This is a genomic window from Butyricicoccus sp. AM32-19 (genome assembly GCF_003480365.1).
Classification (GTDB): domain Bacteria; phylum Bacillota; class Clostridia; order Oscillospirales; family Butyricicoccaceae; genus Agathobaculum; species Agathobaculum butyriciproducens.
Genome location: NZ_QUIX01000002.1, coordinates 134,812 through 150,733 on the forward strand (window position 1 = coordinate 134,812; position 15,922 = coordinate 150,733).

Genomic DNA, 15,922 nt, shown 5'->3' on the forward strand with positions numbered 1-15,922 from the left:
GTCGTTTTGTGCCTCCGTTTACAGGAAATCAATGATTTCCGTCTTTTTCATCTAAAAATGTCTCGGCAATCAGCTTGTTCAGCCCTTTTGCAAAGCGGCTGAGCTGTGCGGACAGCTTGGCGTAATCCATGCGGGTCGGACCCACGATGCCGATCGCACCCTGACCGATCTTGCCGATATCGTATTTTGCGTAAATCGCCGAGGTTTCACTCAGCGGGTTTTCACCGTTTTCCGGTCCGATGAAGAACTGGATGCCGTCGATCTTGCGGGTGGCCGGCAGCAGGTGCTTACGGTCGTCCTCCATGTAATCGAGCAGCGTCTGCGCCTTTTTCGTATCGCGGTACTCCGGAAAACGAAGCAGCTTGCTGGCACCGTCGAGGTAAACCTTCTGGTCGCTCAGCTCGGTGATCAGCTCTGCGATGTACTCGGCCACCGGAGCGAGCAGCGCGGTCAATCCCGCGGCGCGGCGCACAATGTCGAATCGCTCGGCGGTGATGCTCGAGAGCGGCAGTCCGGTCAACGTCTGGTTGAGCACATAGGTGAGCAGCTCGGCCTCATCCTTGGAGACCTCGGCCACCGTGCGGACCATTTTATTCTTGACCGTGCCCGAATCCGTAACTACTACGATTACGAAATTCATCTTATCGACTGCAATGATCTCAAACTGCCGGATGGCGATCTGCGTCATGGCCGGTGTGATAGCAACCGACGCGTAATTCGTCAGACTGGTGAGCAGCTTGCCGGCTTCCTGAATGAGGTGGTCAAGCTCGCGTACCTTGGTAAGCACGCTGTTCTGCAGTGCGTTTCCGTCCTCCGCATTGTCGGCCGGACGCTCCATCAGTTCATCCACATACAGTCGATAACCCTGCGGTGAGGGGATTCGCCCCGCAGAGGTGTGCGGCTTTTCGAGGTAGCCCATGTCCTCCAGTTCACTCATCTCATTGCGGATGGTGGCGGACGAGAACGGCAGCTCGTGTCCCTCGGTCAATGCCTTGGAGCCAACCGGTTCAGCCGTGCGGATGTAATCGCCGATGATGGCTTTGAGTATTTGCTTTTTACGTTCCGAAAGCTCCACCGAAGCAGACTCCTTTCTTTCGGTTGTTAGCACTCCATCTCCCCGAGTGCTAAACTTAATTTACCACCACATACGGACAAAGTCAAGTGCTGTTTGTGAACAATTTATGAAATGATGGTCGGAATTTTATCACACTCGTCTGCCGAGTGCTGAAATGCCAATTTTCACCGTATGAAAAATGCTCTGATTTGGTCGTTTTTCCTTGCGTTCGCGTTCACACAGTGATAAAATTATTATGAGAGAGACAGGCAATCGTTCGATTGCCGTAGAGAGAAAATCCGCTCTATAAAAAGGAGAACAAACATGAAGGAAATCAAAGTTGGCATCGTTGGTTTGGGCCGTCTCGGTTCGGTACACGCGCAGAATCTTGCGTTCAAGATTCCCGGCTGCAAGCTGGTCGCTGCCTGCTCGCTCGTGCAGAAGGAGCTGGACTGGGCAAAGGACTACCTCAAGGTGGAGTACACCACCACGGACTACAAGAAAATGGTTGATGAGGCAGACATTGAAGCTGTCGTTATCGTCTCCTCCTCTCCGGAGCACTGCTGGATGATCGAGTACGCGCTCGATGCAGGCAAGCACGTTTTCACCGACAAGCCGCTCGGCTGCTCGCTTGAGGAGTGCAAGCGCGCTGAGGCTGCTGTTGAACGTCACCAGGACAAGATCTTCTTCCTTGGCTTTATGCGCCGCTACGATCCGTCCTATGCGGATGCAAAGGCACAGATCAACGCAGGCCGCATCGGCAAGCCGTATCTGGTAAAGGCTACCGGTCTGGACCCGGAAGCACTGGTCGAGAGCTGCATCAAGTTCTCCAAGACCTCGGGCGGCATCTTCATCGACGCGGCTTCGCACGACATTGACCTGATGCGCTGGTTCCTCGGCGGTGAGGTTACCGAGGTTTACGCCGCAGGCACCAACTTTAAGCACCCCGAGTTTGCCGAGAACGGCGACACCGAGACCGGCATGGCAATGCTCAAGTTTGACAATGGCACGGTCGCTTTCCTGCACGTTGGCCGTACTGCGCCGCACGGCTACCACACCGAGACCGAAATCGTCGGCACCGAGGCGCATATCCGCGTAGCCGGTGTACCGTGGAAGGACCGTGTAATGGTTTACGATCAGTACGGTGCCCGTCAGGAGATCGTCGAGAACTTCCCGCAGCGTTTCGCAGAGGCTTACCTGCTCGAAATGGTGGACTTCATCGACTGCATCCAGAAGGACCGCAAGCCCGAGCTGACCGTTTACGACGGCACCAAGGCAACCCTCGTTACCTACGCGATTACGGATTCGTTCCACTCCGGCAAGCCGGTTCAGGTACAGTATTAATATATTGTAAAATCGCACAAAAGCAGAGTCGAAAGGCTCTGCTTTTTCTTGCATATTTTCATCTTCTCTGCTATTATAATGGCAAGGAGGTAGAGATTATGAACAACAACATTCCCATTGCCCGCTGGCTTTCCATGTTCTGGCTGTGCAGCGCCGTTTCACTGGTGCTTGGACAATTCAGCGGCTCCGTCACTTTGAACGGTACAAACGGTGCAGCGCTCACCGTTACCGGCATTCTCGGTATATTCTGCACCCTCGTGCAGTTTTATCCGTTTTACCGGTTCAGCCGCGTGTCCGAGCGCCTGCAGCGTGCGTTCACAGCCACTGTGCTCAGCGTGGCGGCAACCGTTGTCGGCCTGCTGGCCATGACGCTCGTTCCGAGCGACACGCCGCCGTATACACCCAGCACGTTTTATCTGCTGTTCAGCCTGATCGCACTTGCCGGTGTGATCGCAGCCTATGTCTCGCAGTTCTGGCTGTACACCGGACTGGACGATGTCTGTACAGAGCGCGGCTACGACTTTCCGCCCAAGCGTATTCGCTGGTGCTTTTATCTTTCCCTTATCAACATTTTGCTGCGCATGCTGCCAACTTCCATTCCGATTTTTCTCTCGCAGATTGCCAGCCTTGTGCTGCTTGCCCTGTTTATCCGTGCCGCATATCAAGCGGAAAAGCTGACCGTATAACCCAATATAAAAGAAAAAGGACCGCTGGGGCGGTCCTTTTTCTTATATATGAGAGATTATTTGTAGAGAGCAGGTTTATCCATCATCTCGATCGGCAGGAACTGATTCGTGCCGCGGGAACGGTTGAGCGTGTCTGCTGCGACGCAGGCAGCGTAGCCGTCCCATGCGGACGGACCATCCGGCTCACCCTTCTCCTCGAGTGTCTTGACCCAATGGGTCAGCTCAATGTCATAGGCTTCAATAAAGCGGTCCTTCCAGTCGGTCAGGATCGGGAACGAACGGGTTGCGTTCGAGCGCTTGACAACCGCATACGGATCAGGCAGGTTGACTGTGCCCTTCTCGCAGACGACCTGACACTGGATGTCGTAACCGTAAGCGTCCGCAACCTGAACCTCTACGTCAATACGCGCACCGGACTGGGTTTCCAGCAGCACGATCTGCGGGTTGTCGTAACCCTTGGTAGAGCACGCGGACTGGCGCACCTTGAGCACCTGACCGCTCTTATACTCATCGCCGAGCAGCCAGCGGCATATGTCCAGCTCGTGGATTGCAACGTTGGAAACGCCCATCTCGGTCTGGAAGCCGTCCGGCTGAGACACGTTACGGTGGCACGCGTGAATCATCAGCGGCGCACCCAGCTCACCGGAGTCGATGATGCGCTTCATCTCGGCGTAGCCGCGGTCATAGTGGCGCATAAAGCCGACCTGTACCAAACGCTTGCCGTGTGCGGTCTCGGCCGCGATGATTTTCTCGCAGTCGGCGGCACTCTGTGCCAGCGGCTTCTCGCAGAACACCTGCTTGCCCGCTTTGAGAGCCTCGAGCACATAGCCTGCGTGGCTCGGGTCGGACGAGGTGATAACGACCGCCTGCACCTCCGGTGCTGCAATCAGCTCCTCGCCGGTCTTGTATGCCTTCATGCCTTCGTACTGCGCCGCAACCTTAATCGCAGCTTCTTCAAAATAGTCTGCACAGGCAACAACCTGACAGCCCGGAACAATGTCCGTCAGGCGTCGAATGTGATCGCGGCCAATTGCGCCGCAGCCAATAACACCAATATTCAGCATGCTGATCCTCTCCTTTTAACAGCAAGAATAATCGCTTAAAATCTCGTTAATACTCGCGGATTCCCGCGTTTTTTCACACTTTTTTCTTCATTGTATACATTGTACCGCAATCCCGCCGTCACGGTCAACCGTCCCACCAAAACATTGGTAGCCTGCCTAAAAAAGCACCGCAAATTTATGGCAAAATGAAGGCTCAAAAGCAGATGACAGTGCATTTTTGATTGTGCACTGTGCGTAGTTATACTTGACGTCAGCGCTGCTCTCCCCTATACTTTGAAGTAGAAAAGGAGAATGTGTCAATGGCAGTTACCATACAAAAAATCGCAGAGCTGTCCGGTGTGTCGCGCGGCACGGTGGACCGTGTGCTGCACGGACGCCCCAACGTCAATCCGATGATACGCGAAAAAGTTGTCCGTGCCGCAGAAAAACTCGGCTACCAGTCTCCAGTGCCGCCGAAATCGGCAGATTGCAGGCAAGCGGCTATTCTCATTCCGCAATGGACGGATGGGCACTTCAACCGGCAGATCGTCAGCGGCATTCGCAAGGCACTGCGCTATATCGCCGATCCGGCGTTTATACTGACCGAGCAGCCGCTGCGCACCATGACGATGCAGGAGCTGCTCCGCGCGATGGACGAACAGATTCGTTCCGGCGTGGACGGACTCATTATCCGTGCCGAGAATACGCCGGAGGTCCGCGCCGCCATCGAGCAGGCGGTGCAGAAAGGCGTTACCGTCATCACCTATGATGCCGATGTGCCGCACAGCGGCCGTCTGTGCCACGCCGGACAGGATCTTGTCCGCGCAGGCGCTATCGCCGCCGGTGTCATGGCGCGGCTCATCCGCCCGCCCGAGCACGTTCTCATTGTCACCGGAAATCTGCGTATGGAGGCCCACAAAGGCCGCGTGGACGGCTTTTGCCGCCGGCTGCTCGAGCTGGGTTTCTCCGAAGATGCCTACCGCGTGATCGAAACCAACGAAATGCCTGAACTCACCGGTGAACTCGTCGCGCAGGCGCTTCAGGCCGACAGCCGCCTGCACGCCGTCTATATGGCCTGCCAGCCGCTCTCCGGCTGCATCGCGGGCATCCGAAAAGCGCGGCGCACCACCCGTCCGCATATCGTCTGCAACGACCTCACGCCAACCGCGAAGCGGTATCTGCGCGAGGGAACGGTGGATTTCGTGATCGGTCAGTCATTCTCGCAGGAATCGTTCCACGCCGTGTTGGCGATGTATCAAATGCTGCTGCGCGGCGTGCAGCCCAAACGGGAGCTGTATTATACCGATCTGCGGTTGATTACGCAGGAGATGTTGTAACGAGAGATTGCATTTAGCGATTTGCAGTAATTGAGAATTGATAATGGAGAATGGAAAATTGACGTGACGGTTTACCGTTGTGTGGGTGGCCAATGGCCGCCCCTACGGGATAGATTGTGCAGGTCGGATACAAGCGGTGCGCCGAGTCGTCACACCCTACGGTATAACGAGTGCAATTCGTAGGTGTCGTGCAAAATATCCAAGCCAACGAGTTGCGCGACACTGTTATGTCGCGCCTGTGAAGAATAACCCGCATGTGTAGCAGTACGCTATCTGTGAACTGCGAATAGTTTGCGAAAGACACGCAATGGTAACCCGACTGCCGTTCCCCATATCGAAGCGGTCGCCGTTCTCTGATCTGCGCCAAACTAAGAAATAAAGGAAGATGGAGTCCCAAGAGGATAGAAACCTTAGGTGTCTATCCTTTTGGTCCCCCAGCCAAAGGTTGGCTCCCATTTCCAATACTTTAGTAATCAGATAACGATTTACACAACAAAAAAGAGCCGCTTTACAGCGACTCTTTTTTGTTTGATATGCGCGGACTGATTACTTAGCAGCCAGACGGCGAGCCTTAGCAGCCATGCGCTCACGAGTAACGTCGAGCAGTACGGCGCCGATGATAACCAGGCCGAGTACGAGGTTCTGTACTGCCGAAGAAACGGACAGCAGGGAGAAGCCGTTACGCAGAACAGCGATGATCAGCGCGCCGAGCATGGTACCAACCATGGTGCCCTTGCCGCCCATGAAGGATGCGCCGCCGATGATGCAGGCTGCGATTGCGTCGGTATCGTACGGCTGAATAGCGTTAACGCCGTTGCAGATACCGGAACGACCGATGGATACGATACCAGCCAGAGCTGCCATGAAACCGGACAGGGTGTAGCAGAAGGTCAGCACGTTAGCGGAGTTGATACCGGACAGACGAGCTGCTTCCGGGTTGCCGCCTACACAGTAGATGGAACGGCCCAGAGCGGTCTTGGTCAGCAGGATGTGCATGATAACGTAGATGACAAGTACTACGATAAAGGATACCGGGAAGCCGGCTACGGTCGAAGAACCGAGCCACATAACAGCATCATTACCGGAGAAGGATACCATCTGAGAGTTGGTGATGATCAGCGCACCGCCCCACAGTACGTTCTTCATACCGAGGGTAGATACGAACGGATGCGGCAGGTGCAGACGGGTAAGAAGCATACCGTTGATCCAACCGATCAGGGTGCCGCCAACGATGGCAACAACCAGCAGCAGAACCGGATTGTTCATGTCCTTGTTAACCAGCATACCTGCAAGGCAGGCAGCGAACGTTGCGTTCGCACCTACGGACAGGTCGATGCCGGCGGTGATCAGGCAGAGCAGCATACCGGTGGATACCAGTGCATTGAACGAGGTCTGCTTGAGAACAGACATCATGTTGGAATACTTAAAGAAGTTCGGCGAAGCGATCGCCAGAACTACACAAAGGATTACCAGTGCGCCAAAAGTACCAGCATAAGACATCAAACTGCTGGATTTCTTCGATTTAGTCATCTAATTTACCTCCCCAAGCTGCCTTCATAAGGTCTTCCTGATTGAAATGTTCGCTGTCACGGTCTACTTCGGCCATTACTTCGCCGCCGCGCATTACGATTACGCGGTCGGACATGCCGAGGATCTCAGGCATTTCCGAAGATACCATGATAACGCACTTGCCCTGCTTGACAAGGCTGTTCATTACGTTGTAAACCTCGACCTTTGCGCCGACGTCGATACCACGGGTCGGTTCGTCAAAGATAAAGATCTCTGCATCCGTGTTGACCCACTTGCCGATTACGACCTTCTGCTGGTTACCACCGGACAGCTGGCCTACGATCTCGTCGATCGACGGGGTCTTGATGCGCAGCGACGCAATGTTCTGCTCGCCTGCCTCGAGGATCTTCTTTTCGTTCAGGAACAAGCCCGAAGAGAAGCCCTTCATGTTAGCAAGAATCAGGTTGGTGCGAATGGTCTGAGCCAGTACCAGACCCTGTCCCTTACGGTCCTCGGTGAGGAACGCAATGCCGTGATGGATCGCCTGACGCGGGGACTTGATATGTACTTCCTTGCCCTTGATCTTGATCTTGCCGCTGTCGATCGGATCTGCGCCGAATACTGCGCGCATGATCTCGGTACGGCCGGCGCCGACCAGACCTGCAAAGCCCAGAATCTGTCCGCCGTATGCCTTGAAGGATACATCGTTCAGGACGCCTGCCTCAACAACGTTGTCAACCTCGAGCATCGGCTCCTTGGACTTTTCGCCGAATTCCTTCGGGAACTGGTTGTCCAGCGAACGACCTACCATTGCGGTGATCAGGGAGTCATTATCCCACTGATCGATCGGCTTGGTTGCGATGAACTCACCGTCACGGATAACCTCAACGCGGTCGCACAGCTCGAACAGCTCCTCCAGCTTATGGGATACAAAGACGATGCCGATGCCGCGTGCCTTCAGTTCACGGCACGTCTTCATCAGCTGCTCAACCTCTTTCTCGCCCAGAGAGGAGGTCGGCTCGTCCATAATAATCATTTTTGCGTTGATCAGAACCGCCTTCGCGATCTCGATCATCTGCTGTACGCCCATACCAAAGTTACCTGCCGGCTTGGTCGGGTCTACGTCCTGACCGAGCGAAGCCATAACTTCCTTTGCCTTTTTATGCATGGTCGGGTAATCCAGCAGAGTACCCTTTTTAATCCACTTGTTGATGAAAATGTTGTCAGTAATGCTCAGCAGCTTCTCAATATTAAGCTCCTGATATACGCACGCGATGCCAGCCGCTGCCGAATCGTTCGGGTCCTTAAAATGCTGCTCGACGCCGTCTACGAAAATCTGACCCTCGTCTGCCTGATGTACACCAGTCAGCACCTTGATCAGCGTAGATTTGCCTGCGCCGTTCTCACCGATCAGGCCGAGGATCTCGCCCGGCTTGACGGAAAGCTGCATGTTTTTCAGAGCCACTACGCCCGGAAAACGCTTGGTCGCGTTTTTCAGTTCTACTACGTATTCACTCATTTGCATATCACCTTTTCTTCTCCGAGATGAAGTGCGGGACAAAGTAAACTGTTCTCGGTTCAGTTCCCTAAGGAAAAGCCTGCCCAGTGCAAGCTCTTTACCATTTCTTGTCCGCGGGAGCATGTTTGAAAAGAGAACCCCTGCAGAGATTAAAATCGAGCAGGGGTTTCTTCTCGTTCACTTAAATGCTGGAACTAATGGAAAACCACAAGCGTGTGGGATGGATTGCTTAGCCGATGTAGCCCTTCAGGGTATCCAGACGCTCCTGAGCGTTATCCTTGTTGACAACGGAGCAACCGGAGTCGATGAACTTCTCCAGCTTCTCACCGTTAACAGCCTTTACAGCAGCCTCAACTGCCTTGTAGCCCATGTCGTATGCTTCCTGAGCAACGGACATGGTCTCCTCGCCAGACAGGATAGCGTTGCAAGCGGACTGGATGCCGTCGAAACCAACGAAGATGGTCTTCTCGTAAGCAGCGTTGCCCTTTGCAGCACGAGCAGCAGCCATAGCCATATCGTCGTTGTTGCAGACGATGATAGCGACGCCTTTCGGATGGTTCTGCATGATTGCTTCCATCGAGGTAGCAGCCTTATCAGCAACAGCGTCAGCGTACTGGATCTCGTCCTTCAGGAACTCGCCGCCAGCCTCGGTAACGCCCTTCTCATAACCGGTCAGACGAGCGGTAGCAGTGCCGTCGCCCTGTACACCGGAAATTGCGATAGCCTGAACCTTATCCCAGCCAGCAGCCTTAGCAGCCTCAACAGCAGCCTTGCCGCCCATTGCAGCAGCATCCTCGTTGCCGGTGCCTACGAAAGACAGAACCTCAGGTGCGTCGATGTTGGTATCAACAGCAACGATCGGTGCGGTCTGGCCAGCGATCAGGGTCTTAACGAGGTCAGCCTGCAGCGGAGCGATAACGAATGCATCGTATGCACCGGAGTTCAGGTCGGTCTCGATCATATTCTGCTGCTCGTCGTAAGCGGTCTCGGAGGTAGCGCCCTTAACCTCAACCTTTACGTCCGGGTTGTCCTTGGAGTAAGCCTCAGCGCCAGCCTTAACGTAGCTCCAGTACTCGGAAGCAGTCGTCTTCAGGATAACGTCAACAGAGCAGCCGGAAGTGGTGCCAGCCTTATTGCCGCCGGTCTTGTCGTCCGTAGACGGGGTGGAAGAACCGCCGCCGCAAGCTGCAAGGCTTGCAACCATAGCGCCGGTCATCAGCATAGCAAGTAATCTCTTCTTCATGATAAAACCTCTCTCCTTTTTTATGCGGAGCAGACAGTCTCTCATGTTGTCTGCTCTGCGGTCGGTTCCCACTGCTGTGGGACTTAGGAACGCTCCAACGTTCTGGTAATATTTTAATGCAATAATATCGTTTTGGCAACCCTTCGTTGTTATTTTTGTAAGAGGTGGTGATTTTCACACATTCCGTTTTGTACACATTCACAAATTCCTGCTGTGACATTTGAAAATCCGACGCCGTGCATTGTGCATTTTTATTTTTCTTACGGCATTTTTCCCATAAAATCATGGAAATTTCATGGTCGTTTTGGGCACATTTTGGAGACATCTCTTGCCACCAAAGGTTACAATGTGGTAAAATTACAGTATCCTAATGAGAGAAGGAATACGACAATGAAGCTTGCTATCAAAACCTGCACGCTGGATATGCCCTATGAGCAGATGCTCGATTTCTGCGTGGAGCAGAAAATTGCCGCTATTGAAATCGGCACCGGCAACTGGTCGGGTGCGCCGCACTGTGACCTCGACCTTCTGGTAAGCGACAAGACCGCCCGTGAAAAATGGTATGACGCCATGCGTAAAAAGGGGCTGGAGCTGTGCGCGCTCAACTGCTCGGGCAACCCGCTCGCGTATGAAAAGGACATGGATGTAACCAAGAAAACCTTCGAGCTGGCGCATCAGCTCGGAGTAAAGAAGATCGTTATGATGAGCGGTCTGCCGGTCGGCTGCGAGGGCGATAAAACGCCGGTGTGGATCACGACCTCGTGGCCGCCAGAGACGCAGGACATTCTGGATTACCAGTGGAATCAGGTTGCGATTCCCGCATGGAAAAACCTTGTTAAGCTGGCGGAGGATTGCGGAATCGAGCGAATCGCGCTCGAAAACCACGGTATGCAGCTGGTTTACAACCCGGAAACGCTGCTCCGTCTGCGTGAGGCTGTCGGTCCGATGATCGGCATGAACCTCGATCCGTCCCACCTGTTCTGGATGGGCGGCGATCCGATCGAAGCGGCCCGCGTGCTCGGTGAGCACGGCGCGATTTACCATATTCACGGCAAGGATTCGCGGCCGGAGCGCCGCTACTGGCAGCCAAACGGCATGCTGGATACCAAGCCGATCGACGCATTTGCCCGACGCTCGTGGAACTATGTTGCCGTCGGCGCGGGACACGATGCCAAGTGGTGGAAGGAGTTTTTCTCGGTTGTCCGCATGTCTGGCTACAACGATGAGATTTCCCTTGAAATGGAAGATTTGACGCTCTCCATGCTCGACGGTCATCTCGCCAGCCTGCAGGTGCTGCGCGAAGCGCTCAATATTGGTTAAGGCAACACCGCACCATTAAAGCCGCGGTGCTTTGCGAAAATTTTGTGTCCTGACTTTGGCTTCGGTTCCTTGCGAGAGTTCCGTCCGCGCTGCCGAAGTTTCACGGTAATACATCAAGTATTACCGCAAAACTGTGCCTCGTCAGTACGCAAAATTCACTCGCAAATCACTCTTGTTCAATTATGCGGTATTGCCTCAAATCTTATATCTATAATAACAGGTGCTGTAATTTACGCTTACAGCACCTGCTTTCTTTATTATATTAAGTCTTAGCGTTCCTTAAGAGAAATATAAGGCTCCGCAGGCTGCACGCAGCGGTACGCCGGACGGATGATCTTATCCGTGTTGATCAGCTCTTCCAAGCGGTGGGCGCTCCAGCCGACGATACGCGCCATCGCGAACACCGGCGTGTACAATTCCGGCGGCAAACCCAGCATGGAATACACAAAACCTGAGTAAAAATCAACATTTGCGGACACACCCTTATAGATGTGGCGTTCCTGCGCGATAACCCGAGGCGCCACCTCCTCGACCATGGTGTACAGCGCGAAATCCGCATCTCTGCCCTTCTCGTGCGCCAGCTGACCGACGAAGGATTGGAATACCTGCGCACGCGGGTCCGAGATCGAGTACACAGCGTGGCCCATGCCGTAGATGAGTCCCTTCTGGTCAAATGCCTCACGGCGCAGCAGCTTGACAAGATAGTCCGCGACTGCCTGCTCATCCGTGGTGTCCGACACGTTTTTCTTCATATCCTCGAACATCTGCACGACCTTGTAGTTCGCTCCGCCGTGCTTCGGGCCTTTCAGTGAACCGAGCGCCGCAGAAATAGCCGAATAGGTATCCGTGCCGGAGGACGTGACAACGTGTGTTGTGAACGACGAGTTGTTGCCGCCGCCGTGCTCCATGTGCAGCACAAGCGCCAGATCGAGCACGCTGGCCTCGAGCGGCGTGTACTGCATATCCGGGCGCAGCATGCGCAGGAAGTTGGACGCAGTAGACAGACTGTCCGACGGGTAGTGAATGTACATGCTGCCGCCGCACTCGTAGTGATTGTAGGCGTGATAGGAATACACAGCCAGCATCGGAAAGACCGAAATCAGCATCAGGCACTGCCGCAGCACGTTCGGCAGGCTGATATCATCCGCGTTGCTGTCGTAGGATGCCAGCGTGAGCACACTGCGCGACAGGCTGTTCATCATATCATGCGTCGGCGCCTTCATGATAACATCGCGCGTGAAATTGGTCGGCAGCGTGCGTCCCTGTGCCAGCAGAGCCTTGAAATCGCCCAGACTCTTGGCATCCGGCAGCTCACCGAACAGCAGCAGATAGGCAACCTCCTCATAACCCTTGCGGCCGTCACGGATGAAGCCCTGCACCAGATCCTGAATGCGAATGCCGCGATAGTACAGCTCGCCCTCACAGGGCACGATTTCGCCGCCTATCTCCTTGCGGGAGATAATGTCCGAAATGTTGGTCAGACCGGCCAGTACGCCCTGTCCATTGATGTCGCGCAGACCGCGCTTGACATCGTACTTGCGGTACAACGCCGGATCAATGCGGCTGTTCGAGCGGCAGAGCGCCGCCAGCGCTTCCACACGCGGCGTGACCTGTAAAATATCGTGTTCCGGTGTCATGATGATTCCTCCCTTTTACTGTATTGTGTGATATATTTATTGTATCAGAATCCACTCGCGTTTACATGACATTTTTTGCACAGTTCCGTTAATAATTCGTAAATTTTTTCGCATATCTCAGCAGTTACACCGGATATGCCCACAAATTTGATAAATTTATGCATAAAAAGGCACAATGAGTTTCTCATTGTGCCTCAGCTTGTCGAAAAAGCAATATTCGATTTTTATGCTTCGTGCGGCAGCACGCATTCAATCGAATTTGCTTTGCAAATTCATAAATTCCGGGAGCATGTATCTCGGAATTTATACAAGGGAAGAAAAAATGTGTCCGTAGGACGCGGTTTTTCTTCAAGATTCGCTCGAAAGCGTGGTTTCGAGCGAGAGGCTGTTCGGAAAACGAAGTTTTTCGACAGCCTCAGGCACAATGAGTTTCTCATTGTGCCTTTTGGAACTCTGCAATTTTTGTTTAACGGATAACCATACGGATCAGCGGATAAAGTTCATCATCGTGCGCGGACGGCTTTCCGGCGGCTCGATTCCGGCCTTGTCGATCACCTTGAGCATCCATGCGATATTGCGGCCCAGCTTTTCGATGACTTCAACGCCCTCGATATCCTGCACAGCCTCGCCCTTGTCTGCGCCGTGTACGGCGTTCCAGTAGTCCGAGGTGACAAGCACCATCTCCATGGTGTTGATCGTGCCGAGCAGCTGCTGGTAGGTCTCCATGCCGCCCGAACGGCGCAGCGTACACAGCGCCGCACCGACCTTGTGCTTCAGCTGATTATCGCCGCAGCCTGCCGCCAGAATCAGACGGTCGAGCACGCACTTCATACCGCCCGCAATGCCGCCGTGGTACACCGGAGACGCGAGCACGATGCCGTCCGCCTCAATGCACTTGGCGATGATTTCATTTACACCGTCGTCGTCCTGCACGCAGCGCAGCGTGCCGTTGTCCAGGCAGTGATAGCACGCCATGCACGGATGCACCTTCGCCCCCGGCTGACATACCTCAAACTCGATGCCCTCCTGCTCGAGCACCTTGCCGAGCACCTCGAGCATCTGCGCACAGTTGCCGCCCTTGCGCGGCGAGCCGTTGATTGCTACAACTTTCATATCCTTTTCCTCCGTGTTTTCTCTATTTTCAGTGCGCGTCCGCACCGTTTTTGACTTACAAATGCTTCTGATTTTCCAATCGATACAGGCGCATGACCACCAGTGTATGATTCAGCTGCGGACCCATCAGCAGGATCATGCTGACGATATACAGCCACAGCATCAGTACGATAATCGCCGCCAGAGAGCCGTACAGCACGGAATACCGCGCCATATTGTCCACATAGAACGAAAATCCAAGCGAGACCAGAATCCATGCTACCAGTGAAAACAGTGCACCCGGCCACACCTCGCGGAACCTAAGGTGCAGATTGGGCACAACCTTGTTGAACAGCATGAGAAACACGAAAATAAACGCGATCATCACCCAGAAGCTGGCATCATGCAGTCCGTCCATCACAGCCGGCGGCACCGGCAGATATTTCGGTACAACGCGGATGATGGTTCGTCCGGCGACGACAAGCACAAAGCTGCACACAACCGAAACAAGAAAGCCCGCCGTAATACCGAACGAAATGAGCACGTCCTTGACCATGCCGCGCGAGATTTCAACGTGGTAAATATCGTTGACCGTGCGCATCATTGAGCGCACCGCACGGGACAGGAAATACAGCGTCAGACCCAGACCGACGATCATCGGACTGAACGACGGCGTGCCGGTCAGCTGCTGAATATAGCCGCCTATGAGCTGCTGCAGGCTTTTCGGCAGCATTTCCAGCACCGGCTGCATCCCCTCGATTGACAGGTCAAGCTGTGCGAGCATGGAGTTGACGAACATCAGCAGCGGGAACATGGAAAACAGCAGAAAATACGAAAGCTCTGCCGCCGACTGCGGAATGCCGTCATCAAAAAAGCGGTAAACCATGCGCTTGATCAGATATAGCCATCGGTTTTGACCGTTCATTGCGTCCCTCCCCTGTGTCGGTAAATTTTGCTGTACTTATCATATCAGCTTTTTATCAAATTTACAACTTGCGTTTTGGCTTCATCTATTGTATACTGATAAAAACAGAACATTTGTTCTGATCGGAGGGTGTGTCATGGCGGATCTGCGTCCGGTGACCTGCTGTTTTTCCGGCTACCGAATTGAAAAAATGCCGTTCCGGAACGAGGACTGTCCCGCTGCGCGCGAGCTGTTCGCCGCACTCGATGCTGCGGTCGCAGAAGCCGCCGCTGACGGCTGCACACGTTTTCTCTCCGGCATGTCCACCGGCTTTGACCTGTGGGCCGCTGAGGCCGTCCTGCGCGCGCGTGCGGCGCTCCCGGTGCAGCTGCTGTGCGCCGTACCGTTCGACGGACAGGCTGATCGGTTTCCGCTCGAGTGGAAACGCCGGTTCAACCGCTGTCTGCTCGCCGCAGATAAGGTGTACGCGCTCTCGCGGAGCTATCACGCCGGGTGCTTTGCCGCGCGCAACCGGTTTATGGTGGATGCGTCGTCAAGGCTCATCTGTTACTATGATGGACGGTCGGGCGGTACGGCACAGACCGTGCATATGGCTGAGCAGAGCGGGCTGAAAATTGTAAATCTCGCGGATGGACAGATGTCGCTGCTGTGAAAAGGACTGACCGGTGGGTCAGTCCTTTTTGTTTTCTGTCAGCGATTGCATAATTGAGAATGGAGAATGGAAAATGGGCGTGACGGTATGCCGTAATGCCATGCACGTTAACCCATTTGCAGACGCACAAAACGTTATACCGTTACGTTAATTCTCAATTCTCAATTATTGCAGATTTCATCCAGCTGAGTGAGAATCTCACTGCCGTTTTTCAAATCATGTACCCAGCCGCTGCCGTTGTACACAAAATTCAGTTCACCAATGTCAAGGAAGGTCGGCGTATCGTTATACACCGCGATGATTTCGTAGCTGACCTTATCCATCGAGAAGCTATGCTGCGAACGCGGAACACGTTTGGCCTGCACCTGTGTCAGCGCTTCGCGCAGAGCCGTTTGATTGACCTGCTCGGTCAGTTCGGTCATATCCGCACCATTGACGCGCCAGATACGCACGTTCCAGAAGCCGTTCATATCCGGCATAGGCGTGTACGGCACAAGCCAAACCGCTGCTCCCACACAAATCAGCACACTTATCAATGCAAATACTATCCTTCGTTTCATC

General features: G+C 54.1%; 14 protein-coding genes. 5 read left to right on the plus strand and 9 right to left on the minus strand.

Annotated features, from left to right (window positions below; all coding sequences use genetic code 11):
* Positions 1-28 precede the first annotated feature (28 nt).
* Complete coding sequence (gene hrcA, locus DW806_RS02660) at positions 29-1,075, minus strand: heat-inducible transcriptional repressor HrcA (RefSeq protein WP_158557228.1); 1,047 nt, start codon at positions 1,073-1,075, stop codon at positions 29-31.
* A 303-nt stretch (positions 1,076-1,378) separates the two neighbouring features.
* Between hrcA and DW806_RS02665 the strand changes: the two genes are divergently transcribed.
* Together DW806_RS02665 and DW806_RS02670 are read left to right on the plus strand one after the other, a co-directional pair.
* On the plus strand, positions 1,379-2,398 hold the full coding sequence (locus DW806_RS02665) for a Gfo/Idh/MocA family protein (RefSeq protein ID WP_118729013.1): 1,020 nt from the start codon (positions 1,379-1,381) through the stop codon (positions 2,396-2,398).
* A 98-nt stretch (positions 2,399-2,496) separates the two neighbouring features.
* Positions 2,497-3,084: a hypothetical protein gene (locus DW806_RS02670; RefSeq protein WP_118286295.1), complete on the plus strand. Its 588-nt coding sequence runs from the start codon at positions 2,497-2,499 to the stop codon at positions 3,082-3,084.
* A 56-nt stretch (positions 3,085-3,140) separates the two neighbouring features.
* On the opposite strand, the gene DW806_RS02675 is transcribed toward DW806_RS02670, so the two are convergent.
* Complete coding sequence (locus DW806_RS02675) at positions 3,141-4,148, minus strand: Gfo/Idh/MocA family protein (RefSeq protein ID WP_118286294.1); 1,008 nt, start codon at positions 4,146-4,148, stop codon at positions 3,141-3,143.
* Between the two features lie 299 nt (positions 4,149-4,447).
* On the opposite strand from DW806_RS02675, the gene DW806_RS02680 reads away from it, so the two are divergent.
* Complete coding sequence (locus DW806_RS02680; protein WP_118729014.1) at positions 4,448-5,464, plus strand: LacI family DNA-binding transcriptional regulator; 1,017 nt, start codon at positions 4,448-4,450, stop codon at positions 5,462-5,464.
* A gap of 546 nt (positions 5,465-6,010) precedes the next feature.
* Here DW806_RS02680 and DW806_RS02685 read toward each other — a convergent pair.
* The 3 genes from DW806_RS02685 to DW806_RS02695 form a co-directional block, all read right to left on the minus strand.
* Complete coding sequence (locus DW806_RS02685) at positions 6,011-6,994, minus strand: ABC transporter permease (protein WP_118729015.1); 984 nt, start codon at positions 6,992-6,994, stop codon at positions 6,011-6,013.
* Positions 6,987-8,492, minus strand: coding sequence for a sugar ABC transporter ATP-binding protein (locus DW806_RS02690; RefSeq protein ID WP_118729016.1), 1,506 nt, complete (start codon positions 8,490-8,492; stop codon positions 6,987-6,989). The genes DW806_RS02685 and DW806_RS02690 overlap by 8 nt, the downstream gene beginning before the upstream one ends.
* Positions 8,493-8,721: 229 nt before the next feature.
* A complete protein-coding gene (locus tag DW806_RS02695; protein WP_118729017.1) occupies positions 8,722-9,735 on the minus strand; it encodes a sugar ABC transporter substrate-binding protein in 1,014 nt (337 codons plus the stop codon).
* Between the two features lie 390 nt (positions 9,736-10,125).
* On the opposite strand from DW806_RS02695, the gene DW806_RS02700 reads away from it, so the two are divergent.
* Positions 10,126-11,055 carry a sugar phosphate isomerase/epimerase family protein gene (locus DW806_RS02700; protein WP_118729018.1) on the plus strand — a complete coding sequence of 310 codons (930 nt, stop codon included), beginning with the start codon at positions 10,126-10,128 and terminating at the stop codon, positions 11,053-11,055.
* A gap of 269 nt (positions 11,056-11,324) precedes the next feature.
* Here the strand turns inward: DW806_RS02700 and DW806_RS02705 are convergent, their stop codons facing one another.
* The 3 genes from DW806_RS02705 to DW806_RS02715 form a co-directional block, all read right to left on the minus strand.
* Entirely contained in the window at positions 11,325-12,692 is a 1,368-nt protein-coding gene (locus DW806_RS02705) for a citrate/2-methylcitrate synthase (protein WP_118729019.1), read from the minus strand.
* A 486-nt stretch (positions 12,693-13,178) separates the two neighbouring features.
* On the minus strand, positions 13,179-13,805 hold the full coding sequence (locus DW806_RS02710; protein WP_118284858.1) for a flavodoxin family protein: 627 nt from the start codon (positions 13,803-13,805) through the stop codon (positions 13,179-13,181).
* 55 nt (positions 13,806-13,860) lie between these two features.
* Positions 13,861-14,709, minus strand: a complete 849-nt coding sequence (locus tag DW806_RS02715; protein ID WP_118729020.1) for a YihY/virulence factor BrkB family protein — start codon at positions 14,707-14,709, stop codon at positions 13,861-13,863.
* 136 nt (positions 14,710-14,845) lie between these two features.
* On the opposite strand from DW806_RS02715, the gene DW806_RS02720 reads away from it, so the two are divergent.
* The gene (locus DW806_RS02720; protein WP_118729021.1) at positions 14,846-15,361 is read left to right on the plus strand and encodes an SLOG family protein; all 516 of its coding nucleotides are present in this window, start codon (positions 14,846-14,848) and stop codon (positions 15,359-15,361) included.
* Positions 15,362-15,522: 161 nt separating this feature from the next.
* Here the strand turns inward: DW806_RS02720 and DW806_RS02725 are convergent, their stop codons facing one another.
* Positions 15,523-15,921: a hypothetical protein gene (locus DW806_RS02725; RefSeq protein WP_147358067.1), complete on the minus strand. Its 399-nt coding sequence runs from the start codon at positions 15,919-15,921 to the stop codon at positions 15,523-15,525.
* Between the last annotated feature and the right edge of the window lies 1 nt (position 15,922).